The sequence below is a fragment of the Pseudoalteromonas sp. KJ63-1 genome, assembly GCF_055808145.1.
The window spans coordinates 2,651,277-2,674,972 of sequence record NZ_CM147855.1 but is presented as its reverse complement, the minus strand read 5'-3'; the positions used below and the strand labels follow the sequence as shown (position 1 = coordinate 2,674,972).

Annotated in this window: 20 protein-coding genes; 10 read left to right on the top strand and 10 right to left on the bottom strand. The window is 40.6% G+C overall.

The features are described from left to right. Positions 1 to 72: 72 nt before the first annotated feature. Complete coding sequence (locus AC0L7Q_RS12825; protein WP_409423830.1) at positions 73 to 957, top strand: LysR family transcriptional regulator; 885 nt, start codon at positions 73 to 75, stop codon at positions 955 to 957. A gap of 179 nt (positions 958 to 1,136) precedes the next feature. Here AC0L7Q_RS12825 and AC0L7Q_RS12820 read toward each other — a convergent pair whose 3' ends face one another. Both AC0L7Q_RS12820 and AC0L7Q_RS12815 read right to left on the bottom strand, forming a co-directional pair. Next, the gene (locus AC0L7Q_RS12820) at positions 1,137 to 2,417 is read right to left on the bottom strand and encodes a mechanosensitive ion channel family protein (protein WP_409423829.1); all 1,281 of its coding nucleotides are present in this window, start codon (positions 2,415 to 2,417) and stop codon (positions 1,137 to 1,139) included. Positions 2,418 to 2,510: 93 nt separating this feature from the next. Continuing rightward, positions 2,511 to 4,400, bottom strand: coding sequence for an AMP-binding protein (locus AC0L7Q_RS12815; RefSeq protein ID WP_409423828.1), 1,890 nt, complete (start codon positions 4,398 to 4,400; stop codon positions 2,511 to 2,513). A gap of 189 nt (positions 4,401 to 4,589) precedes the next feature. Here AC0L7Q_RS12815 and AC0L7Q_RS12810 point away from each other — a divergent pair, with 189 nt between their 5' ends. Continuing rightward, a complete protein-coding gene (locus AC0L7Q_RS12810; RefSeq protein WP_409423827.1) occupies positions 4,590 to 5,000 on the top strand; it encodes a nucleotide triphosphate diphosphatase NUDT15 in 411 nt (136 codons plus the stop codon). Here AC0L7Q_RS12810 and AC0L7Q_RS12805 read toward each other — a convergent pair. Together AC0L7Q_RS12805 and AC0L7Q_RS12800 are read right to left on the bottom strand one after the other, a co-directional pair. Further along, on the bottom strand, positions 4,997 to 5,758 hold the full coding sequence (locus tag AC0L7Q_RS12805; protein ID WP_413400745.1) for a substrate-binding periplasmic protein: 762 nt from the start codon (positions 5,756 to 5,758) through the stop codon (positions 4,997 to 4,999). The two genes, AC0L7Q_RS12810 and AC0L7Q_RS12805, sit on opposite strands and share 4 nt — an antisense overlap. 94 nt (positions 5,759 to 5,852) lie before the next feature. Then, positions 5,853 to 6,851 (bottom strand): AraC family transcriptional regulator ligand-binding domain-containing protein, encoded by a 999-nt coding sequence (locus tag AC0L7Q_RS12800; RefSeq protein ID WP_409423826.1) that lies wholly within the window; start codon positions 6,849 to 6,851, stop codon positions 5,853 to 5,855. Between the two features lie 96 nt (positions 6,852 to 6,947). Here AC0L7Q_RS12800 and AC0L7Q_RS12795 point away from each other — a divergent pair, with 96 nt between their 5' ends. Both AC0L7Q_RS12795 and AC0L7Q_RS12790 read left to right on the top strand, forming a co-directional pair. Continuing rightward, positions 6,948 to 7,391 carry an SRPBCC family protein gene (locus AC0L7Q_RS12795; protein WP_409423825.1) on the top strand — a complete coding sequence of 148 codons (444 nt, stop codon included), beginning with the start codon at positions 6,948 to 6,950 and terminating at the stop codon, positions 7,389 to 7,391. Next, on the top strand, positions 7,388 to 8,212 hold the full coding sequence (locus AC0L7Q_RS12790) for a sterol desaturase family protein (RefSeq protein WP_413400744.1): 825 nt from the start codon (positions 7,388 to 7,390) through the stop codon (positions 8,210 to 8,212). The genes AC0L7Q_RS12795 and AC0L7Q_RS12790 overlap by 4 nt, the downstream gene beginning before the upstream one ends. Positions 8,213 to 8,281: 69 nt before the next feature. Here AC0L7Q_RS12790 and AC0L7Q_RS12785 read toward each other — a convergent pair whose 3' ends face one another. The 3 genes from AC0L7Q_RS12785 to AC0L7Q_RS12775 form a co-directional block, all read right to left on the bottom strand. Then, complete coding sequence (locus AC0L7Q_RS12785; RefSeq protein ID WP_409423823.1) at positions 8,282 to 10,471, bottom strand: fasciclin domain-containing protein; 2,190 nt, start codon at positions 10,469 to 10,471, stop codon at positions 8,282 to 8,284. Positions 10,472 to 10,615: 144 nt separating this feature from the next. Then, positions 10,616 to 10,999 carry a hypothetical protein gene (locus AC0L7Q_RS12780; protein WP_409423822.1) on the bottom strand — a complete coding sequence of 128 codons (384 nt, stop codon included), beginning with the start codon at positions 10,997 to 10,999 and terminating at the stop codon, positions 10,616 to 10,618. Further along, positions 10,996 to 11,364, bottom strand: a complete 369-nt coding sequence (locus AC0L7Q_RS12775; protein ID WP_409423821.1) for a hypothetical protein — start codon at positions 11,362 to 11,364, stop codon at positions 10,996 to 10,998. Before AC0L7Q_RS12775 ends, AC0L7Q_RS12780 begins: the two co-directional genes overlap by 4 nt. Positions 11,365 to 11,583: 219 nt before the next feature. Between AC0L7Q_RS12775 and AC0L7Q_RS12770 the strand changes: the two genes are divergently transcribed. Beyond that, positions 11,584 to 12,003: a VOC family protein gene (locus AC0L7Q_RS12770; protein WP_138608683.1), complete on the top strand. Its 420-nt coding sequence runs from the start codon at positions 11,584 to 11,586 to the stop codon at positions 12,001 to 12,003. A 52-nt stretch (positions 12,004 to 12,055) separates the two neighbouring features. Here the strand turns inward: AC0L7Q_RS12770 and AC0L7Q_RS12765 are convergent, their stop codons facing one another. Next, positions 12,056 to 13,621: a sensor domain-containing diguanylate cyclase gene (locus tag AC0L7Q_RS12765; protein WP_409423820.1), complete on the bottom strand. Its 1,566-nt coding sequence runs from the start codon at positions 13,619 to 13,621 to the stop codon at positions 12,056 to 12,058. A 157-nt stretch (positions 13,622 to 13,778) separates the two neighbouring features. After that, the gene (locus AC0L7Q_RS12760) at positions 13,779 to 14,657 is read right to left on the bottom strand and encodes an AraC family transcriptional regulator (RefSeq protein ID WP_413400743.1); all 879 of its coding nucleotides are present in this window, start codon (positions 14,655 to 14,657) and stop codon (positions 13,779 to 13,781) included. Positions 14,658 to 14,842: 185 nt separating this feature from the next. Here AC0L7Q_RS12760 and AC0L7Q_RS12755 point away from each other — a divergent pair, with 185 nt between their 5' ends. The 5 genes from AC0L7Q_RS12755 to AC0L7Q_RS12735 all read left to right on the top strand — a co-directional run bounded on the left by AC0L7Q_RS12755 (position 14,843) and on the right by AC0L7Q_RS12735 (position 22,282). After that, complete coding sequence (locus AC0L7Q_RS12755; protein ID WP_413400742.1) at positions 14,843 to 15,988, top strand: iron-containing alcohol dehydrogenase; 1,146 nt, start codon at positions 14,843 to 14,845, stop codon at positions 15,986 to 15,988. 176 nt (positions 15,989 to 16,164) lie between these two features. After that, entirely contained in the window at positions 16,165 to 16,479 is a 315-nt protein-coding gene (locus tag AC0L7Q_RS12750) for a hypothetical protein (RefSeq protein ID WP_076918390.1), read from the top strand. Positions 16,480 to 16,656: 177 nt separating this feature from the next. Next, positions 16,657 to 17,910, top strand: coding sequence for a TolC family protein (locus AC0L7Q_RS12745; RefSeq protein ID WP_413400741.1), 1,254 nt, complete (start codon positions 16,657 to 16,659; stop codon positions 17,908 to 17,910). Further along, a complete protein-coding gene (locus tag AC0L7Q_RS12740; RefSeq protein ID WP_413400739.1) occupies positions 17,907 to 19,136 on the top strand; it encodes an efflux RND transporter periplasmic adaptor subunit in 1,230 nt (409 codons plus the stop codon). The genes AC0L7Q_RS12745 and AC0L7Q_RS12740 overlap by 4 nt, the downstream gene beginning before the upstream one ends. An 8-nt stretch (positions 19,137 to 19,144) precedes the next feature. Then, on the top strand, positions 19,145 to 22,282 hold the full coding sequence (locus AC0L7Q_RS12735; protein WP_413400737.1) for an efflux RND transporter permease subunit: 3,138 nt from the start codon (positions 19,145 to 19,147) through the stop codon (positions 22,280 to 22,282). Positions 22,283 to 22,360: 78 nt separating this feature from the next. Here the strand turns inward: AC0L7Q_RS12735 and AC0L7Q_RS12730 are convergent, their stop codons facing one another. Then, positions 22,361 to 23,593, bottom strand: coding sequence for a TMEM143 family protein (locus AC0L7Q_RS12730; RefSeq protein ID WP_413400736.1), 1,233 nt, complete (start codon positions 23,591 to 23,593; stop codon positions 22,361 to 22,363). Positions 23,594 to 23,696: the final 103 nt, after the last annotated feature.

Sequence of the window (23,696 nt, the reverse complement as noted above, 5' to 3'; positions counted from 1 at the left end):
ATAACAATGCTGGTGAGCATAGAGATTAAAAGCTACAATTTGAAACAACACTTTTTTGTTTTAGATACAATTATGAATGGTATAGGTCGGCTGGATATAAAGCAGTTGCGAGTTTTAAGCGCTTTGCTTAAATTAAAAAATGTATCGCATGTTGCACAAAAAATGGGGCTAACTCAGCAAGCTATTAGTGAGCAGCTGCGAAAATTACGCGATTTATTTGATGACAGGCTGTTTATTCGTCAAGGCAATACGATGCTGCCAACGCCAAAAGCGCTGGCACTTGAACTATCAATTAATCAAATTCTGAGTCAACTAGACGCGTTATTGGTGCCGTCACAGTTTTCCCCGCAGAGTTATCAAGGCGTTTTTACTATAAGTGCTACGGACTATGCGATTGCTGCACTTTTACCCCAGTTATTAGCAATTACTCGCCGTGAAGCGCCAGGTTTAAAGTTGATTGTTCGAGACTTCGCATCCGATAACGTTAACCAGCTTATCAGTGCAGGGGAGCTTGATTTACTGATTAGCTTTGTTGAATTTATTCCTGATAATTTAGTTTACGATACCCTATTTGAAGAACAGCATATTTGTATTGCAGGCGCACATGCGCCCACATCTTCACAGCCTTTGAGCTTATCTGAGGTTGCGAGTCGGCCGCAGTTGGTGGTGTCGGCATCTAGAGCAAATTTACGTGGATCGCACGATCGCTGGTTTGCAGATAAAGGCTACAAACGAAATATTGTCATGTCAGTACCTGGGTTTTCATCAGTGCCTGATTTACTCAATACCACCGATTTAATTGCGTTTTACCCATCACGGTTATTGCCAAATAGTAAGGTAAAGCAATTGGAGATTGAAGTATTACCGCCGCCATTTAAGGTGATTGCAGCCTGGCATCCTCGTTCAAATAATAGCGAGATTCATCAGTGGCTTATTGCACAATTAAAGCGTATTTAGACTGACTTTGCGTGAGCTAGATTTATTATCTCAAGCAGCTATTTTGAGCGCTAACTGCGTTGAATTTACTTGCAATAGACTAGCTATTGACGCGTAATTTCGCCTTGTTTTCACTGAAAATCTCTGGCTAGAGAAAATAAACATAAATATCATTTTGATTCAATATGTTAGTAAATCTCTTAACCAGAGTTCAGGTTAATTAGTTGACGAATATCGCTTCCTGTTGGTGCCTCATGGGCACGTAACGAAAAGGCGGGTAAAACCGCTAATATATGATCAAATATATCTGACTGAATATTTTCATACTCCCCCCAATTGGTGGTATTAGTGAATGCGTAAATCTCAATGGGTAACCCTTGGGTTGTTGGCGCTAATTGCCTTACCATTAAGGTCATACCCTGATGAATATGCGGATGCTGTTTTAATAGCGCCACCAAATAGTGACGAAATGTACCCACATTAGTGAGCCTGCGGCCATTTAAAGTGCAGCTCATATCTACTTTTTTAGTCGTGTTCTGCTCGTTAATAGTCGATAGCGTACTTTCAAGGTAATTACTTAGTAGCTCAGCTTTTTTAAGAGCAACAAGTGCGACTTCATCTAAAAAGTGCACACTACTCATTTCTAGATGAATGCTACGTTTTATCCGGCGTCCACCAGAGTCTGACATACCGCGCCAATTTTTAAATGAGTCAGAAATCAATGCATAGGTAGGAATAGTGGTAATGGTTTTATCCCAATTTCTTACCTTTACCGTGGTTAGCGCAATATCAATAACATCACCATCGGCACCGTATTTTGGCATTTCCAACCAATCACCTACCGCTAGCATATTATTGGCAGAGAGCTGAATACCTGCTACTAATCCTAAAATAGCGTCTTTAAATACCAGTAATAACACCGCAGACAGAGCGCCTAAGCCGCTTAGTAAAATTAACGGTGATTTATTCATCAACAACGAAACGGCTAAAATGGCGGTTAATACACTGGCAATAAGCTTAATTGTTTGCAAAAAGCCGCGCAGCGGAAAGTGAGCACTCAAGGGGCGCTTATCAGAAATTGCTTGAAATATATCCAGTAACGAAAACAGCGAAAGCAAGGCGAATAAAATGATCCACTGATCGGTGATCATTTTAATCAAATACAAAAACGTGGTGCCTTCGGGTATCCATAGTTGCGCCTGAATAACAACGACCGCTCCTTGTAAAACAAATGAGATATTACGAGCAAGCTTCTTTGCTGAATATAAAGGGCTTTTACTATCGGGTTGCGCAGCTTGTTCGCTAAAGCGGTTTTTAACTAAACGCTGAGAAACCAGCCTTAAAATGAGTTGTAATATTAATGCAAATAGCGCAATCCAAGCCAATACAATCAGGTCGTACCATAAAAATGGGCTTCCCGGAAAATAACCGCCAAACCATTGCAGTAAAAAATCTCGCAGCTGTGCGCGTGTTCCTGTCATTAATACTCCATAAGGACGCTTTTATTAATTACTGATTGTTAGTTAAGCAGCTGCAATGTAAAAAGTCTATTTAAGACTTTTTACATTATGTAGTTACAGTTTACCATGCTCGAGTTGCTGGCTAAGCTCTTCAAAAATACTTGGGTCATCTATGGTTGATGGAATTTGCAGTTCTTCACCATCAATTAACTGCCGCAGGTTTTTACGTAAAATTTTGCCAGATCGAGTTTTGGGTAACCGCTCTACACACATAATATTTTTAAGGCACGCAATAGCACCAATTTGATTACGCACGGTTTGCACCAATTGCTGTTCTACCTCTTTATGTGAGCCATGGAAATCATTTTTTAGCACCACCATCGCCATCGGGTTTTGCCCTTTTAGCGCGTCACTAATGCCAAATACTGCACATTCAGCTACAGCTGGATGCGCGGCAACAATTTCTTCCATTTCACCGGTGGATAAACGATGCCCTGCGACGTTTATCACATCATCGGTACGACCCATAATAAAGAGGTAGCCATCGTCATCAATATAACCACCATCACCAGATAAGTAGTAGCCATCGTATTCGGCCAAATAACCAACCTTAAAACGAGCCGTATTTTGCCAAATTGTCGGTAAACAGCCTGGTGGTAAAGGTAACTTAATAACAACCGCGCCTTGCTCATTAGGAGCACATTCATCCCCATTCATATCTAAAATTCGTACGTCAAACCCGGGCGTTGCAACCGTTGAACTTCCCGCTTTTGTAGGCAGGTGTTCAATGCCAACAGGGTTACACGCAATTGCCCAGCCGGTTTCAGTTTGCCACCAATGATCAAGTACTGGTAGGCCTGTTTTTTCTTTAAGCCAATCGTAGGTAGGTGGGTCTAAACGCTCTCCGGCTAAAAATAATCGTTTCAGACTTGAAGTATCGTATTGTTTAAACCCATCGGCATTGGGGTCTTCTTTTTTAATTGCGCGAAACGCAGTGGGGGCACTAAATAGGGCATTCACTTTGTATTCTTCTACTACGCGCCAAAAAGCACTGGCATCGGGGGTTCTAACCGGTTTTCCTTCAAATAAAATAGTTGCGCATCGATACATAAGCGGCGCATACACAATATACGAATGGCCCACTACCCAGCCAATATCAGAGGCGGCCCAAAACACGTCACCGGGTTTCATGCCGTATACGGTTTCCATACTGTAATGCATGGCAACCGCATGGCCGCCATTTTCACGTACCACACCTTTAGGTGTCCCTGTTGTGCCTGAGGTGTATAAAATATAAAGCGGATGATCGCCACTGACCGCAACGGGATCAACCGGTGCGGCTGTTTGCATTGCAACAGCCCAGTCAATATCACGTTCGGGCATAAGCGGTGCGGTGGCTTGCTCACGCTGATAAATAATACAGTTTTCAACTTTATAGTTAGCAGCTTCAAGCGCGCTATCGAGCAATTCTTTGTATTCAATTACGGTATTTACTTCTACACCGCAAGAGGCACTGAGTACCAATTTGGGCTTTGCGTCATCAATCCGTACCGCTAATTCATGCGCAGCAAAACCGCCAAACACAACAGAATGAATAGCGCCAATTCGGGCACAGGCTAACATGCCAATTACGGCTTCGGGGATCATAGGCATATAAATCACCACGCGGTCGCCTTTAATCACCCCTAAAGACTCCATTAACCCAGCAAATTTAGCGACCTCTTGCTGTAGTTGTAAATAACTATAACAGCGTTTGCTATTGGTAACCGGTGAATCATAAATTAACGCTGTTTCATTACCATGCCCAGCGATTACATGTTGATCTACGGCTAAAAAACAGCTGTTAAGCTCGCCGTCTGCATACCAGTGGTGCAGTCCTTGTTGATCTTGTGTATATGCTGTTTCTGGAGCCTTGTACCAAGGTAGTCGCTTACTTTGTGATAACCAAAACGCTGCCGGGTCTTGTTTAAATTCATTGTAATGTTGTTTATATTCACCTGACATAAAGGCTCCTGAGCAAAATTTATCCTAACTAAACTAAGCGCTTTTTATCAGCAGTGATATTCGACTATGGTCGATTAAATAGTAAGCGATGCTTTTAGTTTTTGGCCAACGTGATGATTGTATAGAACTAAAAAGTTCCAACTAATGTAAAATGTTTCAGTCATTAATTAAGAGTAAATGGATATAAGAATGAATCAAATGGTCAGAGTAGGCGTTGCAGTAATAGTAATGCATGATAATAAAATTTTACTCGGTGAACGGATAGGCGCACATGGCGCGAATACGTGGGCAACGCCTGGTGGACATTTAGAATTTGGTGAAACTGTTGAGCAATGCGCTGTGCGTGAAGTAGTAGAAGAGACAGGGCTTAATGTCACTAATATTCGTAAACTCGATTTTACCAACGATATTTTTAGCACAGAGAACAAACATTATATTACCTTATATGTGAAAGCAGACTATGAAGGCGGAGAGGTTATAAATAAAGAACCTCACAAATGTTTACAGTGGCGCTGGTGCGATATTAATGACTTGCCCGCACCTTTGTTTACCTCATTAAAAAATTATTTAGCACAGAATACCTTGCCCGCTAAGTATTAAAGGTTTTTTGGCATAGGGAGTTGCCATTTATTTAAAATTTGCTGATATTCACCACTTTCCTTGATGGCATTTAACCTATCGCTAATAATTTTTGCTGTGTGTGAGTCAAACTGATTACTGGCTGCAAAATGCAAAGAAGAGGGTAACTCATCTAAATGGATGCGTTTTGAAATTAAATTAGGGTCGAGCCCCGTGCGCTTTAATTCGTTTTCAAGTGTGAGCGTATTGGTTACAACAAAGTCGATACGATCTTTATATAGCATTTTCCAGAGCTGCTGATAATAACTGACTAATACTAGGTTTTCATTTTCAGTAAAGCCTTTAGTTTCTAAATAAGCTTGTGCAGAGTAGCCGCGAATAGTGGCTACTTTGTACTCTTTAGCAAAATTTAAATGAATCACTTCATCTTTGTGGTTACTTAAACTAACTAGGTATGCGTCCGCAAAGTAGACTTTACCTAGCCACTTATATTGATGATGTCTGTTTGGTGTTTTTAGCAGTGACATTATTATGGCATTAGGATTGGCTCGTTGCTGTTGGAATATTCTAGCCATTGGCATTATTTCAAACTTTGCTGTTAAATCAGTGCCATTTAAAACTGCTTTAGCTATATCAACCAGCGCGCCCTGTGCTTCACCTTGAGGGTTTTTAAAATGATAAGGCGGTAAATCTTCAGCGATGAAGGTAACAGGGGTTGCGTTGCAGAACGCACTATAAAAAAACAATACAAAAACAGTTAACACCATACGCAAAAGCATAAATAATTGTCTTTAAAGCAATACTATAACGCTAGTGTAAAGAAAAACATTAATAAGGTACATGATAAATGTATATTTTAAGTAAGCAGATTGTTTACTTGTTGTTTTTTATAAATTGGCGAGGCGAGCAATGATGCCAGCGTTTAAAGGCACGATTAAAAGAACTTTGATCGTTAAATCCCAGCATAAAAGCGATTTTATTTAGTGAATAGTGGTGAATATAAGTTAATAAACGTCGTTTTTGCTCTGCTTCAAGCAGCGCGGCAAACGTGGTTTGCTCTTTTTTTAGATAGCGCTGTAGTGTACGTGGCGTCATATTTAAGGCCGCAGCTGTCCTGAGCAAAGAGCAATCTTGTAAGTCGTGTTTTGCCATTAAAATATGATTAATTTTTTCTGATAATAACTGCTGACTTTTAAACTGGGATAGCTGTTGCTCTGACATTTGCTTAAGCATTGCGTTGATTTGGCTATTATCGGTTTTAAAGGGCAGGGTTAAGTAATTACTTGGAAACTCGATTTGATTAAAGCTAGCGCCAGCTTTTACTGGGCAATTAAACCAATTAGTTAATCTGTGTTGTTCGGTGTTTGAAAAGTGTGTTGAAAAATACACACAGCTAGGTGAAAGCTCAGGATTAAGTAGTTGGCGTACTACGCTGACCCAAGCGGTCATATTTCGTAAAACAGCCTGTGAACTACATTGTGGATCGGCTAACCAAGTTACTTTACACCGTGTTTTTTGTTGCTCAAACTTGGCGCGACCAATATTAGCCACTAGGCTGTCGTAATTAAGTAGAGCAGTAATAGCGCTGGCTAAATTAGTACTCGATTCAATTAAATACCCCAATACACCAAAATCAGCGGTGCGTATTTGTTTTCCTAACTCAAAGCCAAATAAGGGATCGTTTAACGCCTGTTGTGCATAGCCAAGCAGCGCATTATAGCTTTTTAAGCTGATACGCGGCGCCAATTGTTGTGACTGTTTATTGGTATACTCGTTAAAATCAATAGCGCTTAAAGCCACTTGGCTAGCTAAGCCTTGGGCTTCAAGATAATCCAAACAGCTACAAAAATAATGATCGGCTAAGGTTTTCATTTGTCGCCTAAAGCTAAAAAATAGTCGTCTAATCGCAAGTTTGCCACGGCATATTTTTATATGCTAGTGATCGATAAAAATAATAGGGTGAAGGTCATGGTAGAAATAAAGGTTAAGCGAGCTGTGGCAGCAACGCCGGAGCAAATACGCAGCGTATTACTAGCGCATTCTGATTTAGGACGATTTTTTAATGCTCACTTTACACTACTAGTACCACAAGAGCCGGGTGAAATAAGTGGCGGAAAAGGCACGATTAGAGAAATAAAAATGCAAGGCACTACCTTTAAAGAGCAAATAATAGCTGCAGATAACAGTCATATTAGTTACCGTATTATAGGTAGCAAGCCCGTTGCGCAGCATCGTGGTGATATTTACTTAAATGCTAATAACAAAGAACCATCGCTCACTGAGGTTAATTACCATATTAGTTGCATTGCACCTTTTTGGGTACCCGATTTTATACTGGCTTTTTTTATAAAAAAAGATATTAGCCAAGCACTTAAAAAAATAGCCCGTTATTTTCAGGAGCGTGTTGTATGAGCATTGAAATTATTTTACTCGCACTGAGCCCTATTTTTTTGCTGTTTGTTGCTATCGAGTTTATTAAATTTAGGCGTCACTACGATATAAAAGACAGTTTAGCCAATGCATTATTGGCTTTATTACATCAAGGTGCTGATGCTATTGCATTAATAGTACTAATGCCGTTTTTTTACTGGCTGTATCAGTTTCGGTTATTTGATATTGAATTGACAGTATTGACCATATTAGGTGCCTTTGTACTGCAAGATTTTTTATATTATTGGTTTCATCGTGCATCACACCATATACATTGGTTATGGGCAGCGCATGTAGTACATCATAGCTCTACGAGAATGAATTTTACTACTGCCTTTAGACAAAGTTTAATGTATCCGCTTGCGGGCATGTGGCTGTTTTGGATGCCAATGATATTACTTGGTTTTGAACCTGTGATTGTTTTTGCCGTAGTTGCCCTTAATTTAGCGTATCAATTTTTTGTTCACACCCAAGTGGTAAAAAAGCTGGGTTGGTTTGAAAGCGTATTTAATACCCCATCACATCATCGGGTACATCATGCTATTAACAATGGTTATTTAGATAAAAACTTTGCAGGGGTACTAATTGTTTGGGATAAGTTATTTGGCACTTATGTAGAAGAGGATGAAAACAAGCCTTGTAAATACGGAATTATTGGCCAACTACACAGTAATAACCCGATTAAAATTACCTTTCATCAGTGGCAGCATCTCGTTAAAAGTACTTACAGAGCAAAGGGATTAAAAGCAAAGTTAAAAGTAGTCTTTGGTTACCCAACAAGCTCCCAAGGTATTAATAAGTAAGCCTATTTTTTATAAAAAAGCCAGGAGTAAATATCATCACTCCTGGCTTATCTCACAGTAAAACTTAATTTATTTGGCCGTTGTGATCACTGTATCAATTAAGTGAACAACGCCATTACTGGTATAAATATCAGTGGTTGTTACATTGCTACCCGCTACTTGTAGTGATGTAGCTGGTAAGCTTACTTGCCACCAAATATCGTTCACAGCTTGGCCATTATTTTGACCTGCTGCCGTATCACCTGAGAAGGTATATAAAGGGCGGCCAAGGTAGGCGACTTGCATGCTGTCATCTGAGCGGGGAATCAATGATAAACCGGGTACATTTCCACTTGACGCTGCAGTACCAAGAACAGGCGGCCATGTTGTTGCACATGCATCTTCACACGCGCTCATTGCTTCACCTAAATCATTGTCGAACACATAAACTGTTTTACCTGGCATAGCATCAGCCATACCCGTTACTAATCGACTATTAGTTGAATCGTAAGCAATGCTATCTGTTGCTGTGTTTTCTGTGCTGGTAAAGTCTACAACGTTTACGCTTAGCATGTTATCAGCAAGCGTGGTCACCGTTTTACCATTAGCTGCAAATGCATCAGTACTGCCCACTTGAGCGCCTAACACATGTTGAGTTAGCACACCTGTTAATGCAGTCGTGTCAGCCAATAAAGCCTCTAGATCAGCGGTAGGGATTTTGCTAAATGCAGCATTTGTCGGTGCAAATACCGTAAATGATTGAGTGGTGTCGTTAAAGGTATCTACTAGTGATGCTGCTTGCAGTGCAGTGACTAAAGTAGATAGTGCAGGTGTTTCAGTAGCCACTGTAGCAATTGTTTTAGTCGGGGTACCAACTTCAGACGGTGGCATAATTACTTTATTTAATATATGGATAACGCCGTTACTAGCGATTACATTTGCCTCTGAAAATGCTGAGTCATTGATAAATAGTGAGCTATCTACATGAGAAATAGCTGCCATGTCGCCATTGGCCATTTCTATCTTGTTGCTGTTGCTATTGGCAATACTTACTGCGTCATCTGATAAAACTGTCGCGTCAGAAAAAACATGGTACAGCAAAATATCACGAAGCGTATCTGTATCAGCTAGTAGCGCATTAATTGTATCCTGTCCGAGCGCAGCAAATGCAGCGTCTGTAGGAGCAAATACACTAAAAGTATTATCTGGATTGGCAACTAGTGTATCTAAGCCTGTTGCCGTTAGAGCCGCGAGAAGTGTCGTAAAGTTACCATCAGCGCTCGCTATGTCAGCAATTGTATTAGTACTTTGAGGTAAAGTAACATCAGAAATAATAACTGAATCGATTACATGAATGACACCGTTATTGGTCATAATATCTTTAACTACAATGTTTGCTCCGCCAAACGATAGCATGTTTGTTTCTGCGTTTATCGCCACTGGAAGGGTATTGCCCAGCAGCGTTTCTGCTGATTGACCGTTAAGAGACATTGCAGTTACAGAATCTACTGACCCTACAAGCACATGCTGCTTCAAAATATCGGCTAAAACGGTGGGATTAGCCAGTAATGTGTTTAAAAATTTGCTACCAATTGCTTCGAATGCAGCATCAGTAGGTGCAAATACGGTAAATTCTGATGATTCGTCCGCTAGTGCTGAAGTAAGGGATGCAGCGTCAAGAGCCGCAAGTAATGTACTAAAGTTACCAGCTTGCTGAGCTGTTTCAATAATATTATTGGTTGGTGCTGTTTCTGACACTGTTTTTGGTGTAAGCACTGCATCAATAACATGAATAATTCCGTTGTCGGTTACAATGTCGGTCATTGTAACTGTGCTGGTATTTACTAATAAATTCTCACCATTTAAAGATAAAGCAATGCTTTGTCCGTTGACTGTCTCAACAGTGGTACCCGCTAAACTAATAGCTGTTTGCGCATCTACTCTGCCAGAGATAACATGGTAAGTTAAAATTGAGCTTAGGGTGTCTGTATCGGCTAATAAGTTATTAATTGTTTCTTCACCTAATAACGAAAATGCATCATCGGTAGGGGCAAATACAGTATAACTGGTAGTTAAATCATCAAGGGTTTCATCTAGACCGGTTGCTTCTAGTGCTGCAACAAGAGTGGTGAACTCTCCAGAGTCCTGTGCGGCGTCAAAGACTGAGACGGCAGGTTGTGGATCTACAGTTACTGGAGCGTTGTTATCGTCATCGCTACTACAGCCTTGAATAAGTAACAAGGGAAGTATGATAGCACCGAGCTTAAATACTTTATTCATAATTGTTCCTTTAATCGAATGTTACAGTGTTACAGCTTTGTGAACAGTACGAAGCCATTTACAGTGTTGATCAAAAAAACATGCGTTATTTTTATACAATTTAATAGGTGTAAGATTTTATTGAATTTTTATTCAAGAAAGCGTTTAAATTTTAGTTTTTTTACTGCGCGGTGCACCAAGTAAAATAAATACGTGGCAAATACATACGGATAGAAATGCACTAATCCCCAAAGCACCACCAAAACCATCAAGAATAGGTACTAAATAAGCAAAAAACAGTGAAAATATAATTGAAGAACTGGCAAGCGTATACACACCAAAACGGTGGGGAGCACTCATGCCAATAAATGTGCCGCCAAAAAAGACGATGCTATATAGCTCAGCGTTGAAACTAAATTGTGCAAATATTAAATAAGCAATAATGGATAGGGCTGCAGAGGCTCGGATCCCATCAAAGCGATTATGCTTAGCCAAGTAAAAGGTTAAAAACGCCCCTAACAAAGCAAGCAGCGGATAAATAAGCGTCATATTATTAACTCCTTGGCTAAAACAAATAAGGCGACACTAGCAAATGCAATGCTACCTAATCGTCCACCAAACCCTGCAAATATGTTAATCGTGAGTGTGTACAAAACAGCCCCAATGGCAGAAATAGCCGCAATTTCCCAGTATTCAGTAATTAAACTAGTGGAGCACATACCGGCAAAACTGCCTGCATAAATAGCTGCATAGGGATGGTTTTTGTAATCGGCAGGAAATGGAATAAATGAACCTATAAGCCCCGTTAAACCAGCAGATACAACAATAGGCAATGCGAATGTGGTATGCATTACAAAACACGATAGGCAGCCGATAAAAAAGGTAATGAATTTTAAAAGTATGAATTTAGTCATGGCGCGCACATCATAATGTATCAGTTTTGGCTTTAATAGTTAAAAACTGATATTTAAGACTAAAATCGATACACCATTGTTAAAAGATGAATTATTACTGTTGAAAATTATCGATATGCAATGAATGACTAAAAATAACAGTGTTGATGTTCTATAAATTGCAAATTATGTATAATGCGGCATATTTCATATATTAAAAGTTATAACCTAAGGTAATTTATGTCTAACTGTTTACATCTGGCTATCCCCGCTGGCGATCTTGAAAAAGCGAAAACGTTTTACTGTGACGTACTCGGCTGTAAAACCGGCAATAGTGAAGCTGGACGATGGGTAGACATTGATTTTTGGGGCAACGAGTTAACTCTGCATCAAAGCGTTGAGCGTTTACCTACGGTACGTCACGACGTTGATATGGGCGCAGTGGCTGTACCACACTTCGGTATTCATTTATCAGAAAGTGAGTTTCAAGGACTTAAGCAACGCATTGCTGATGCCGGCCTTGAATATTTAGATAAACCTTACCGTCGTTTTGTTGGTGATGAGTTTGAGCAAGAAACCTTTTTTATTGAAGATCCCAACGGTAACGTGCTTGAAATGAAAACCATGGTTAATCCTGAGGTACTGTTTAAAAAGGATTAAGCTAGCAATTATAGCTGAGCTAGTCTTACTGACTAGCTCATGTTTTTTGCCTTTAAATTGCGGTTCCTACCATTTTTTCAGCCTGCTTTGCCTTTCTCTTTAATTTCTGTTTATACATCGCTTCATCACCCGCTTTTAAAACTGTGTCTAAGTTATCAGGTGGCTGAGTATAGCTAGTTTGCCCAACACTGGCGTAAATGGAAATAGTATGGCCCTGATGCTCTATAGTTAACTGGTTTAATTGTTGCTCTAGGGTGTTAACTCGCTGGTTAATTTTTTCGTTGCTATTAAATAATGCCATGGCTACAAATTCATCGCCTCCTAAGCGGCCAACAGCATCTTCACTGCGCATGTGTTGACCAAGTGACTCTGCAACTTTGCATAGTACTTTGTCGCCTACATCATGGCCATAGGTATCATTAATTGCTTTAAAACGGTCTAGATCTATGTATAAAAAACACAAAACGCCCCCTCGTTGCTTATGCTCTGCCAATAAGTCGTTTGCTTTTAAGCTCCACCCACGACGATTGTATATATGGCATAAGTGATCAAAGTTAGCGTGTCGTTCAGCCTGTTTTTTTGCATAGCTTAATCTTTGAATTCGTTTTCCGACGGCAATAGCTAGTAATAAAGATTCGATTGTAAACGCAATAACAAACCCATAGCGTTGAATGAATGGACTGTAATCGGTTAGTAGTACTCTAAAAGTCATACTAATAAACACACTTGCCAGTGCTATAAATACCAAGTTTGCTTCATTAACACCGTACTTTGTTTGTATCGCGCTGAGGATAAAAATAGTCATGACAATAAATAATGATAAATAGCCGGTTACTGCAGAGGTAATATTAGTTATGAGTGGCAGATCGAGCGCTATTTTTTGTAAGCACAAAGTCAGTACGCATAAGGCGGCAACTTTTAATGTATTGCTTAACTTTGGAAAGTATCTAGGTAGCTCTAATAGTGCGCTCATAAACCATGTGGCACTGACTATAGTTAAACCAATACTTAACGTGTAAAGATGACTTACGTACACAGAGTAGTACTGCTGTGTAAATAAATAAGGCTGTCCTTCTTGAAAGAATATAAAACTAGCGATACAAAAAATATAAATGCCATACAGTTTAAAAAGAGGGTCTTTTATGCCGTGTCCTATAATTAATGCATAAAAAATAAGTGTGGCGCAAAGACCATAAAAAATGCCAAAAATAAGGTTATAGCGTTGTATTTTTTCGACAAACGGTTGTGTATCTAACCAAGTAAAGCGTGGGGTATAAGCTGCTGAGGTAGTAACTGTAAGCTGTGCAGTAAAAACGCCTTGGTCCATTAAAATTGCCATCTGATTGGTTTTTAAAGGTGTTTTATATACTGAATTTTGCTGCCACGAAAAGTCTGTAAGTGCAGGGCGAGTAAAAGAAAATACACCACCTTGGTTCAAGTTACAGCTTAATTCGAGATGATTGATACCGTTTTTAAGCTTAATATTTGAGACAACTTCTTTGGATAAAGACACCGATGTGTTTGTTGCTCTTTCACTGAGCTGGCAATGCTCTTGCGCATAAGTAACGCTACTAAACAGCGTAATACAAGCGCATATAAAAATGCTAAATCTAATCATCAGTGCGCTTAACATGCTCAAAAACCTCTTGTCTTTATCGTAAAATTCATTGCTACTAAAAGGACGAATACTTTAAACCATACTAACAAAGCAGGTAGGCTTTACTAGTAATAAAGTATTTAAATAATGACTTAGTGCAAAAATGGGTTACTTTTAATCACACATGTATTTCACTGGGGGTTTTATTGAAGTGGCGTTTAAACTCACGGCTAAATTGTGAAGCACTAGTATAGCCTACTTTAAATGCGGCCTCGTTAGCTTTACTGCCAGAGGTGGTTATTAATTCTTTTGCTTTTGCTAAGCGTACTTTTTTTAAATACTGCAAAGGGGATTCAAACGTAACTTGTTTAAAGGCACGATGAAAAGATGACACACTCATATTCACTTCTTCAGCTAAGTGCTCTACGGTAATAGGGTTTGCGTAGTCACTATGTAATGTTGATAAAGTACGCGCTATGCGCGCGTAATGGCCATCATGCATTGCAAGCCCAATTAAGGTATGCCCTTGAGGGCCACACAGTACTCTATATACTAATTCTTTAACTATATCGCCACCAAATACCTCAGCCTCAAGCGGATTGTTTAATACTGTTAACAGTCGATGAGTGACTTGCTCCATGGCCATATCTAAAGCGGCACTTTGGACGGCTCCGCTTTGCGTTAACGGTGTTGAAATAGGGTTATGTTGCATCATTTGGTTAACCAGTTTGTACAGCATGGCTGGGTTTATATCAATTGCAATACCCATTACTGGTAAATCATTATCAGTAAATGCTTCACATTCTAGTGGAACGGGCACTCCCAGTACTAAATAATCGCCTGCACCATACTGGATTTGATGCTCAGGGAAGTGAATAATTTTATGTCCTTGGCCAACAATAATAATACCTGAATTATAAATAAGCGGCTGACGCGCTGAACTTTTAGTGGCGCGATGAAAGTATACCCCTGGAATAATAGTTTCCATGGTACCTTCAAAGCTGAGTAACTTATTATGCTCTGCGTATTGTTGTAACAAAGTGGCGATGGTCGTCATAAGAACAGCTTAAATTAACGGTAATTGGCATAAAATAACAACGCTGATAGTTTTAGGCAAGCTTTTGGCAGATATTAGGCTTTTTATATATGCTTTATGCCATTATTATGCATCTATCAACACTTTATTTGTTTAAGAATTGATAAAGTGTTTAGTAATTAACCGTCCCCTTTAGGAGCAAAATAATGAAATTTAGCTACGTAAATCCCACTTTAATTCAATTTGGTCAGCAACAAATTGCCGCACTTACTGATTTGATCGCAAAAGATCAAAAAGTATTAGTTGTTTACGGTGGCGGTTCTATTAAAAAGAACGGCGTGTACGACCAAGTTGCAGCAGCACTTGAAGGTTTTGATTGGGTAGAGTTTTCGGGCGTAGGTGCTAACCCAACAATTGAAGTGCTAGACCAAGCAGTAAAAATTTGTAAAGAACAAGGTATCGACTTCGTTTTAGGTGTAGGCGGCGGCTCTGTAATTGACGGTGTTAAATACATTGCAGCATCAGCTGTATATGATGGCGAAGGTTGGGATATTCCTACTGGTAAGCATACAATTACCAGTGCATTACCAATTGGTGCCGTATTAACGCTACCAGCTACAGGTTCTGAATCTAATCAAAATTCAGTAGTAAGCAAAGAAGCAACGAAGCAAAAACTACCGTTTGCATCTCCAGAAGTATTACCAAAATTTGCCATTATGGACCCTGATGTAATGAAAACATTACCGCAGCGCCAGCTTGTCAATGGTTTAGTAGATGCATGGGTACATACCTGTGAGCAGTACCTAACATTCCCAGAAGGTGCACTTGTTCAAGAAGGTTACGCAGAGGCACTGTTAAAAGCGCTTAAAACATTGGGTGATAACTTTGAAAACCAAGACGATGCATGGCGTGCAAACCTTATGTGGGCTGCAAACCAAGCACTTAACGGCTTAATTGGTTCTGGCGTATCACAAGATTGGGCAACCCACATGATTGGTCATGAATTAACAGCCGCTTATGGTGTTGATCATGCCCGTTCACTGGCTATTGTTCAGCCTTCTTTACTGCGAAATCAATTTGCAGTTAAAAAAGCAAAACTAGAACAAATGGGTAAAAACGTATTTGGTCTTGCACAAACGGACGATTTAGCAGAGCAAACAATTCAAGCGATTGAAGCGTTTTACCACAGCCTTGACGTAGCAACTGAGCTTACTGAGCATGGTGATGACAAAGCGGCTGCTATTGATAATATTATTGGCAAGCTTGAAGCGCATGGCATGGTTGCCCTTGGTGAAAACCAAGCTATTACGTTAAAAGAAAGCCGTGAAATTTTAGAACAAGCGGTTGCTTAATAACGGTTAATATTGACCGCTAACATTAGTTAGCGGCTTTTTGCAGCAAAATAAGATTGAATGAAATAAAATTTTATTTTGCTGCATTACTTTTTAGGTATTTTCAGGTACAGTGCTGAATTAGATAAGTAATGGGCTTAACTAATTGTGTATTTCAATAGGGAATTCTTTTAACTGTGCGTTCAAATCGTTTTTTAATTGTAATGTTACTTGTGCTTGTGCATAGCTTTATAAGCTGTGACGGCGCCGCGTACCATTTACAAGAAGACGTTGACCACGTAAATAGCTCATTATCGCAACTAGGTTCATCTGCTGATGATAGCGATAATGCCCCAACAGCAGAAATACATGCCCACCAGCATTGCCACAGTGGCTATAGCCACAGCTCAAATCACTCAATAACTCCCGAGAAAAGTAAACCAACTTTAGCGATATGCTATCACGGTTTACATTATCCACCAGACGTACCGCCACCGAATTCATTTAGCTAGTTTTTAATTTAATCTAATTTCAATTAATTACTGTGCTTTTAGCTGCCTACACATAAGTGTTTTATGGGCCGTTATAGGCATGTTTAGATTGCTGAGCATTTTACACTGTCGCTATCTTTTGCGTAGGTTGTGAATGGTTTGCAAGTGAACTCTGTTTATTAAAAACGGACAAGCTATATGAATAAAAAATCAATTATGTTGGTGGTGATGTTGTGCACGCTGCCTGCTTTTAGTGCGTTTGCAAATGTTAAAACACTAACTCTAAAACACGCGTTGATAAATACCGAGCAACAAAATCCGCTATTAAAACGCTACCCTTATCATCAAAAAATACTCAGTGCGCTTAAATCTCAAGCGGCACTTTCGCCTAATCCTGTCTTAAATGTAGAGGCTGAAAACCTGCTAGGAACAAACGAGGCGCGTGGTGTGCAAGGTGCTGAAATAACCTTGGCATTTAGCCAGCTTATAGAGCTTGGAGATAAACGCCAAAGCCGAATAAATTACGCTACGGCAAACATTAAAGCCCAAGCAATACAGTATCAAAATACTCGCTTAGCCTTATTAGCAACCACTGGTGAGCGCTATTACGAGGCGCTTAAATTTCAAACTTTACTTTCTCTAAATAGCGAGCGGCATCAGGTTGTAAGCCAAGCACTTAAAGCAATAAAGCAGCGAGCTGATGCCGGCGCTGTATCGCAAGCAGATGTAACCCGTATGCGTTATGCACTAAGCCAAGTTGAGCTTGATAAAGCGAAGCTAAATAGCGAATTTGAGCGAGCACGTTTATCGCTCAATGAACTGTGGAGTGAGCAACATGGCTACACGGATTTAGCAGGAAATATGACTACCCTAATACCGCTTAAATCTGAGCAAACGTTACTCAATGCGGTTAACCAAGCCCCTGACTTTGCTATGTTACAGCAGCAATACTTACAGCAAGCGGCTAACTTAACGCTGCAAAAAGCCAATGGGGAAAGTGACATTAATGTAGGTGCAGGCGTGAGCTACAACCAGCAAAACAATACCAGTTCGTTGCTGTTTTCGTTTTCAATGCCGTTGCAATTGAGTAACTCAAATATCGGTAATATTGAAGCGGCTAATAGTCAGTTGGCATTGTTACGTGAGCAGCAAGGACAGTTACGGGTTCAATTACGTCAGCAAGTTCGTACTTTGTACGCCTATTACCAAGGTAAGACATTACAGGCACAGTTGTTATCTGGGCAAGTTATTCCCCAAGCCCAAACACTCATTGAGCAAAGCTTAAAAAGCTATCAACGCGGACAAATTTCGGTGTTGCAATTACTCGATGCGCAACAAGCCCTTTTTGATTCTAAACGCGCGCTTATCAATACCTATGCAGCGTTATATCAGACCCATCTCGCACTTGAGCGTTTAACTGGCCAATCTTTAACTGAGACTTTTCAATCATGAACAACACTTTTATCGCATTATTAGTATTTCTCTCGTTTGTAGCTAGCTTAACAAGCACACATGTATTTGCCTCAGCAGAGCATGGGCAAATGCAGCAAACCCAAAAACAAGGTCCACACGGCGGCTTTTTATTAACCAACGAAAGGCTCACTCTTGAGTTAAAGCTGCAAGAATTGGCAGGTAAAGTTGAGCTGCGCGTATATGGTTATGAGCAAAAACAGCCGGTAGATATAAACGATTTAAGCATCGAAATGAACTTAAAACGCTTAGTAGAAGCGCCACAAAAAATACAATTTACCCGTGAGAATGAGTACCTTGTTAGCACGCAACCCATAAATGAGCCACATTCATTTGAGCTTTTCATTGCTGCCAATTATAAAGGTGAGCGCGTTAGTTTTGAGTACACCCAACATGAAGGCCGGACTGTGCTTAGTGAGCGAGTAGTTAAAGGTGCGGGTATTGAAACGCAGATAGCAAAAAGTGGCGAGATTGATATTTCCGATACGCTGTTTGGTGTTATTGCACCGACACAGCACGGCACAGTAGAAGTGATGGCGCCATATACCGGATTGATCAGCGATATTTTTGTCAGCATTGGTCAAACCGTTCAAAAAGGTGAGGTACTGGCCAGCGTCATCAATCGCGAAACTTTGCAAAACTACAGCATTAAAAGCCCTATTAGCGGTGTGGTGACCGAGCAGTACTTAAAGCGTGGCGAACTGGCAAGTACTCGCGCGCTTATGCAAGTCGTGAACCTTGATAAAGTATGGGTTGAGCTCTCAGCCTTTCCTGAAAACATCGAAAATCTAGCCATTGGTCAAAGCGCCACGGTGTACGATTTACATCATCATTTAAATGCCCAAGGTAAGGTGTTTTTTATCGCGCCTATGATGACCGGCGGGCACATTGCACGTGCCCGTATTGAGCTTAATAACCCTGATGGTCATTGGCGTCCAGGTATGCATGTTAATAGTGATGTTAGTATCGATAAAGTTAATGCCCGCGTGCGTGTAAAGCCTGAGGCGATTCAAGAGTTTAACGGTATGGCGAGTGTGTTTGTACGTAAAAATAGTGTGTTTGAAGTACGCCCTGTTACTTTAGGCGCAAAAAGTAGCGAGTGGGTTGAAGTCATCGCGGGTTTAAGCCCTGGTAGCGAGTACGTTACAACCAATAGCTATGTGATCAAAGCCGATATTTTAAAAAGCGGCGCAAGTCACGCTCACTAGGAGGTACCATGATTAACTGGATTGTTTCTTTTGCGGTTAAACGCCGCATGATGGTACTGGCACTGACATTTTTATTTGCTGGGTTTGGTGTGTATAACATCCAAAACTTAGCGGTAGATGCTGTACCCGATATTACCAATGTACAAGTGCAAATTAATACTAAAGCCGCCGGCTTTACGCCGCTTGAAGTTGAGCAGCGTATCACTTACTTAGTCGAAACAGCGATGGCGGGTATTCCTAAGCTTGATTATACCCGTTCGCTTTCTCGCTATGGGCTTTCTCAAGTAACCATTATTTTTGATGAAGGCACCGATATTTATTGGGCGCGTCAACAAATTGGTGAGCGTATTCAAAGTATTCGCGCCGATTTACCTAATAATATTGAGCCAAACCTTGGACCTATTGCCAGTGGTTTAGGTGAAATATTTACCTATAGCGTGCATGCAAAACCCGATGCGTTAAAAAGTGATGGTATGCCTTACAGCGCCGAAGATTTACGTACTTTACAAGACTGGGTTATTCGTCCGCAGCTTTTAAAAGTAAAAGGCGTAACCGAAATAAATAGCCAAGGTGGCTTTGAGCGCCAGTACCAAGTTGCGCCCATACCAGAAAAGCTTATTGCTTATAAGCTGACAATCAACGATGTTATTAGTGCACTTGAGCTTAATAACAGCAATCGCGGCGCCGGTTATATAGAGCGCTTTGACGGCCAATATTTAGTGCGCTCCCCTGGGCAATTAAAAACATTAGCAGATATAGCAAACACCGTTATTGCCAAGCGAGATGATGCCCCTGTGCGAATTAAAGACGTGGCAAATGTATACTTAGGAAAAGAGCTCAGAACCGGCGCGGCTACCTATAATGGCGAGGAAACCGTATTAGGCACGGCGATGATGCTAATAGGTGAAAATAGCCGTGTGGTTGCCAAAGCCATGGCTGATAAGCTGATAGAGGTACAAAAAAGTTTACCTGCAGGGGTTATTGTTGAGCCTGTTTATGACCGCACCAATCTGGTTGATAAAACCATCGCTACAGTACAAAAAAACCTGTTTGAAGGGGCGGTATTGGTCATCGTCATTTTATTGTTATTGCTTGGGAATATCACTGGTGCGCTTATTACCGCCATGGTTATTCCGCTCAGTATGCTATTTGCTATTACTGGCATGGTGGGCAATCGAGTCTCAGGTAACTTAATGAGCTTAGGCGCAATCGACTTTGGATTAATTGTAGATGGCGCGGTGATTGTGGTTGAAAACTGCCTTCGTCAATTAGGGATGGCTCAACATAAACATGGCCGCTTACTTACGCTCAGTGAGCGTTTAGAGGTTGTCACTTCAGCCACCAAAGAAGTGTTTACCCCCGCGGTATTTGGTATTTTAATTATTATGTTGGTGTATTTACCGCTCTTTGCGCTCAGTGGTGTTGAGGGCAAAATGTTTCAGCCTATGGCGTTTACCGTTGTTGCCGCGTTAATAGGTGCACTTATTTTTGCTGTTACCTTTGTGCCAGCGGCAATTGCCGTATTTGTAAGGGGTAAAGTAGATGAGAGCGAAAACGCAGTAATGCGTAGTATTAAAAAAGGTTATAAACCGCTACTTAACTTATCGCTTAAATTACCATGGCTGATGATAAGCATTGCCACTATTTTAGTGCTGGTACTTGGCTTTAAAGTTAAAAATATGGGCGCCGAATTTTTACCGCAGTTAGATGAAGGCGACATTGCAATGCATGCGCTGCGTATTACCGGCACGGGTATTGAGCAATCGGTACAAATGCAAAAGCAGTTAGAGCACGCCTTATTGGCGCAACCTGAAATTGCGACTGTATTTTCAAAAATAGGCACAGCTGATGTAGCCAGCGATCCTATGCCACCAAATGTTGCCGACACTTTTTTAATGTTAAAGCCGCGTGCGCAATGGCCTGAACCATCACTAAGTAAAGACGCGTTAGTGCAGCAAATTCGTCATCGTGTGAATGAGGTACCTGGTAATAACTATGAATTTACCCAGCCTATAGAAATGCGCTTTAACGAGTTAATTGCCGGTGTGCGTGCTGATGTCGCGCTGCGTATTTACGGTGACGATTTAGCCATACTTAAGCAATTTGGCGAAAAAGCCACAGGTTTAATGCGAAATATTACCGGTGCTACCGATGTTCGTTTAGAGCAAATGGAGGGCTTGCCTACACTTTCTGTTACCCCAATGCGAGACCATATGGCGCTACTAGGATTAACTGTAAACGACATTCAACAAACTCTTGCCGCTGCCGTTGGTGGGGTGCAAACAGGGCTGATTTATGAGGGTGATAAGCGCTTTTCGTTATTAGTACGCTTAGATAAGCGTTGGTCTGATGATGTCTCTGCGCTTGCGCGTTTACCTATTGCGTTACCTCAAAGTAGTAACTCTGAGCTTGCATTTGTACCGCTTGGAGAAGTGGCTACAATCAGTATTGAAAAAGGCCCTAATCAAATAAATCGCGAAAGCGGCAAGCGCAATGTGGTAATAACAGCTAATGTAACAGGACGCGATTTAGCCAGCTTTGTAAGCGATGCCCAGGCGACTATGAACGCACAACTTAACCTACCCAGTGGTTATTGGCTTGAATACGGCGGTACGTTTGAGCAATTACAATCGGCGAGTAAGCGTTTGTCGTTGGTAGTGCCTGTGACTTTATTGCTTATTTTTGGCTTACTTTATAGTGCCTTTGGCTCGCTGCGTGATTCACTGATTATATTCAGTGGCGTACCACTGGCACTAACCGGTGGGGTATTAGCATTATTGCTACGAGATATGCCGCTTTCTATTTCAGCGGGTGTGGGATTTATTGCTCTAAGTGGGGTTGCGGTATTAAACGGTGTGGTGATGCTGTCGTTTATTAAGCAGTTACGAAATGAGGGATTAAGCTTATACCATGCAATACATAGCGGGGCATTACAGCGATTACGCCCAGTGCTAATGACCGCGCTTGTGGCTAGTTTAGGGTTTATTCCTATGGCGCTAAATACCGGTACCGGCGCTGAAATACAATGGCCTTTGGCAACCGTGGTGGTTGGCGGAATTATTTCATCAACTCTGCTTACGCTATTAATATTACCTGCACTTTATAAATTAGTGCATGCAAAGTTTACTAGGCATCAAGCTGCTTAGCTAATTGCATCTTGTTAAGTAACGTAAAAAGCAGCTGTAATGACAGCTGCTTTTTTGTTGTTAAGTAAACTTTGCACATTAATTATATTGAAACAGGTTATCCCAGCGCTCATCCAAAATAGTTTTTGCATGATCTAAATTTATTGCACTATACACATTGTTAGTGCAGGTTACTAAACGCATCCGAGTGAGCTTTTCAAGCGCATCGCTAATTTCAAAATCTAGCTCGCATTTATACTTTGTTTTAAACCACGTCTCTATTTGCTCATCAAGCATTTGTGCGCTTAAGCCACTTTCTGATTTTAGTAAAAATGTATAGGCAAGCAGAGCTTCTTTTATGTCTTCTTCTTCGGCGGCGTCTATAAGGGTATGAAAAACACCGGCGTTGTTATCAAGGTTTTTAAAGTAAAGATTATCGCTCAGTGCTTTCATAAATTTAATTTTACGGTTTTTAAATTTACTCCACTCTTTAAACACAAAACTGCCAAATACTCCAATACCAATGGCTAACGTAATAAAGTGCTGCTGAGTCATGGTAACGGCTTTATCACTAAACCCTCCCCAAAATGTAAACAAAGCAAACAGTAAAAGTAATGAGGCGCCCAGTTTGGTAACTAATACCACCGCACCGCCAATAAGTGCCGATGAGCCAATAATCACTTTATCAATAGGGCGCATGCGTACTTCGCTATTAGGAAATAGCATTTCTAAGTCAGCTTTTGGCACATTTTGAAATAGTTTTACTATGGTTGAGCTGGGCTCAAACCCCATAGGTAGTTTATTTTTTGATTCAAAATAGGCTTTGTCTTTAAAACGGATAAATACTGCTACGCGATCGTAGTTGGTAAAATGCAGTGGCTTTTTACGTAACCCCCAAAAACTGGTTATGGTTTCGGTGAGTTGCGACTCGCCACGGCGATAAAAAACCACTTCTTCAAAATCCTCAAACTCTACCTCAAGGCGCACTTTAAATAGTGATTCTTCGTTTAGTGCATCTTGCAAGTCTTGATGGGTGATCACTTCAAAATTAGCCGCGTTTAGAACTTTGGCAAAATCTTTAGCAAAATCACGTTGGCACTGGGCTTTTTGCTCATCAGTCACGCTGTTTATCAAACGAGTATCACTATTTGGATCAAAAGGCGCGTAATTATTTTTTAATGACTCAAGTGTGCCATGGTACTGAAAGTGAATTAAGCTGGCTAAAAGTTCACAAAGCTGCTTAAAAGAAGTTTGTTGGTCTTTAGCAAGCTCTTTGGCGCACATTGTAATGATGTCGTGTTTTCTAAAGGGAATGTAGCGAGCAGTTTGCATATTGTGAAAATTTTAAAAGTATAATGATATGTAAAGATAATAAAGCAGTCTTTTACTGATTACTATGTTGAGTGTATTTCTTCAGGTAGCATTAACCTTATTA

What these genes read in the sequence shown, in the direction of transcription:
- AC0L7Q_RS12745 (WP_413400741.1), top strand. Translation starts at nt 16,657, where the DNA reads ATGAATAAAAAATCAATTATGTTGGTGGTGATGTTGTGCACGCTGCCT.
- AC0L7Q_RS12760 (WP_413400743.1), bottom strand. Translation starts at nt 14,657, where the DNA reads ATGACGACCATCGCCACTTTGTTACAACAATACGCAGAGCATAATAAG.
- AC0L7Q_RS12815 (WP_409423828.1), bottom strand. Translation starts at nt 4,400, where the DNA reads ATGTCAGGTGAATATAAACAACATTACAATGAATTTAAACAAGACCCG.
- AC0L7Q_RS12810 (WP_409423827.1), top strand. Translation starts at nt 4,590, where the DNA reads ATGAATCAAATGGTCAGAGTAGGCGTTGCAGTAATAGTAATGCATGAT.
- AC0L7Q_RS12730 (WP_413400736.1), bottom strand. Translation starts at nt 23,593, where the DNA reads ATGCAAACTGCTCGCTACATTCCCTTTAGAAAACACGACATCATTACA.
- AC0L7Q_RS12790 (WP_413400744.1), top strand. Translation starts at nt 7,388, where the DNA reads ATGAGCATTGAAATTATTTTACTCGCACTGAGCCCTATTTTTTTGCTG.
- AC0L7Q_RS12755 (WP_413400742.1), top strand. Translation starts at nt 14,843, where the DNA reads ATGAAATTTAGCTACGTAAATCCCACTTTAATTCAATTTGGTCAGCAA.
- AC0L7Q_RS12800 (WP_409423826.1), bottom strand. Translation starts at nt 6,851, where the DNA reads ATGAAAACCTTAGCCGATCATTATTTTTGTAGCTGTTTGGATTATCTT.
- AC0L7Q_RS12770 (WP_138608683.1), top strand. Translation starts at nt 11,584, where the DNA reads ATGTCTAACTGTTTACATCTGGCTATCCCCGCTGGCGATCTTGAAAAA.
- AC0L7Q_RS12765 (WP_409423820.1), bottom strand. Translation starts at nt 13,621, where the DNA reads ATGATTAGATTTAGCATTTTTATATGCGCTTGTATTACGCTGTTTAGT.
- AC0L7Q_RS12780 (WP_409423822.1), bottom strand. Translation starts at nt 10,999, where the DNA reads ATGACGCTTATTTATCCGCTGCTTGCTTTGTTAGGGGCGTTTTTAACC.
- AC0L7Q_RS12740 (WP_413400739.1), top strand. Translation starts at nt 17,907, where the DNA reads ATGAACAACACTTTTATCGCATTATTAGTATTTCTCTCGTTTGTAGCT.
- AC0L7Q_RS12775 (WP_409423821.1), bottom strand. Translation starts at nt 11,364, where the DNA reads ATGACTAAATTCATACTTTTAAAATTCATTACCTTTTTTATCGGCTGC.
- AC0L7Q_RS12785 (WP_409423823.1), bottom strand. Translation starts at nt 10,471, where the DNA reads ATGAATAAAGTATTTAAGCTCGGTGCTATCATACTTCCCTTGTTACTT.
- AC0L7Q_RS12820 (WP_409423829.1), bottom strand. Translation starts at nt 2,417, where the DNA reads ATGACAGGAACACGCGCACAGCTGCGAGATTTTTTACTGCAATGGTTT.
- AC0L7Q_RS12795 (WP_409423825.1), top strand. Translation starts at nt 6,948, where the DNA reads ATGGTAGAAATAAAGGTTAAGCGAGCTGTGGCAGCAACGCCGGAGCAA.
- AC0L7Q_RS12735 (WP_413400737.1), top strand. Translation starts at nt 19,145, where the DNA reads ATGATTAACTGGATTGTTTCTTTTGCGGTTAAACGCCGCATGATGGTA.
- AC0L7Q_RS12825 (WP_409423830.1), top strand. Translation starts at nt 73, where the DNA reads ATGAATGGTATAGGTCGGCTGGATATAAAGCAGTTGCGAGTTTTAAGC.
- AC0L7Q_RS12805 (WP_413400745.1), bottom strand. Translation starts at nt 5,758, where the DNA reads ATGCTTTTGCGTATGGTGTTAACTGTTTTTGTATTGTTTTTTTATAGT.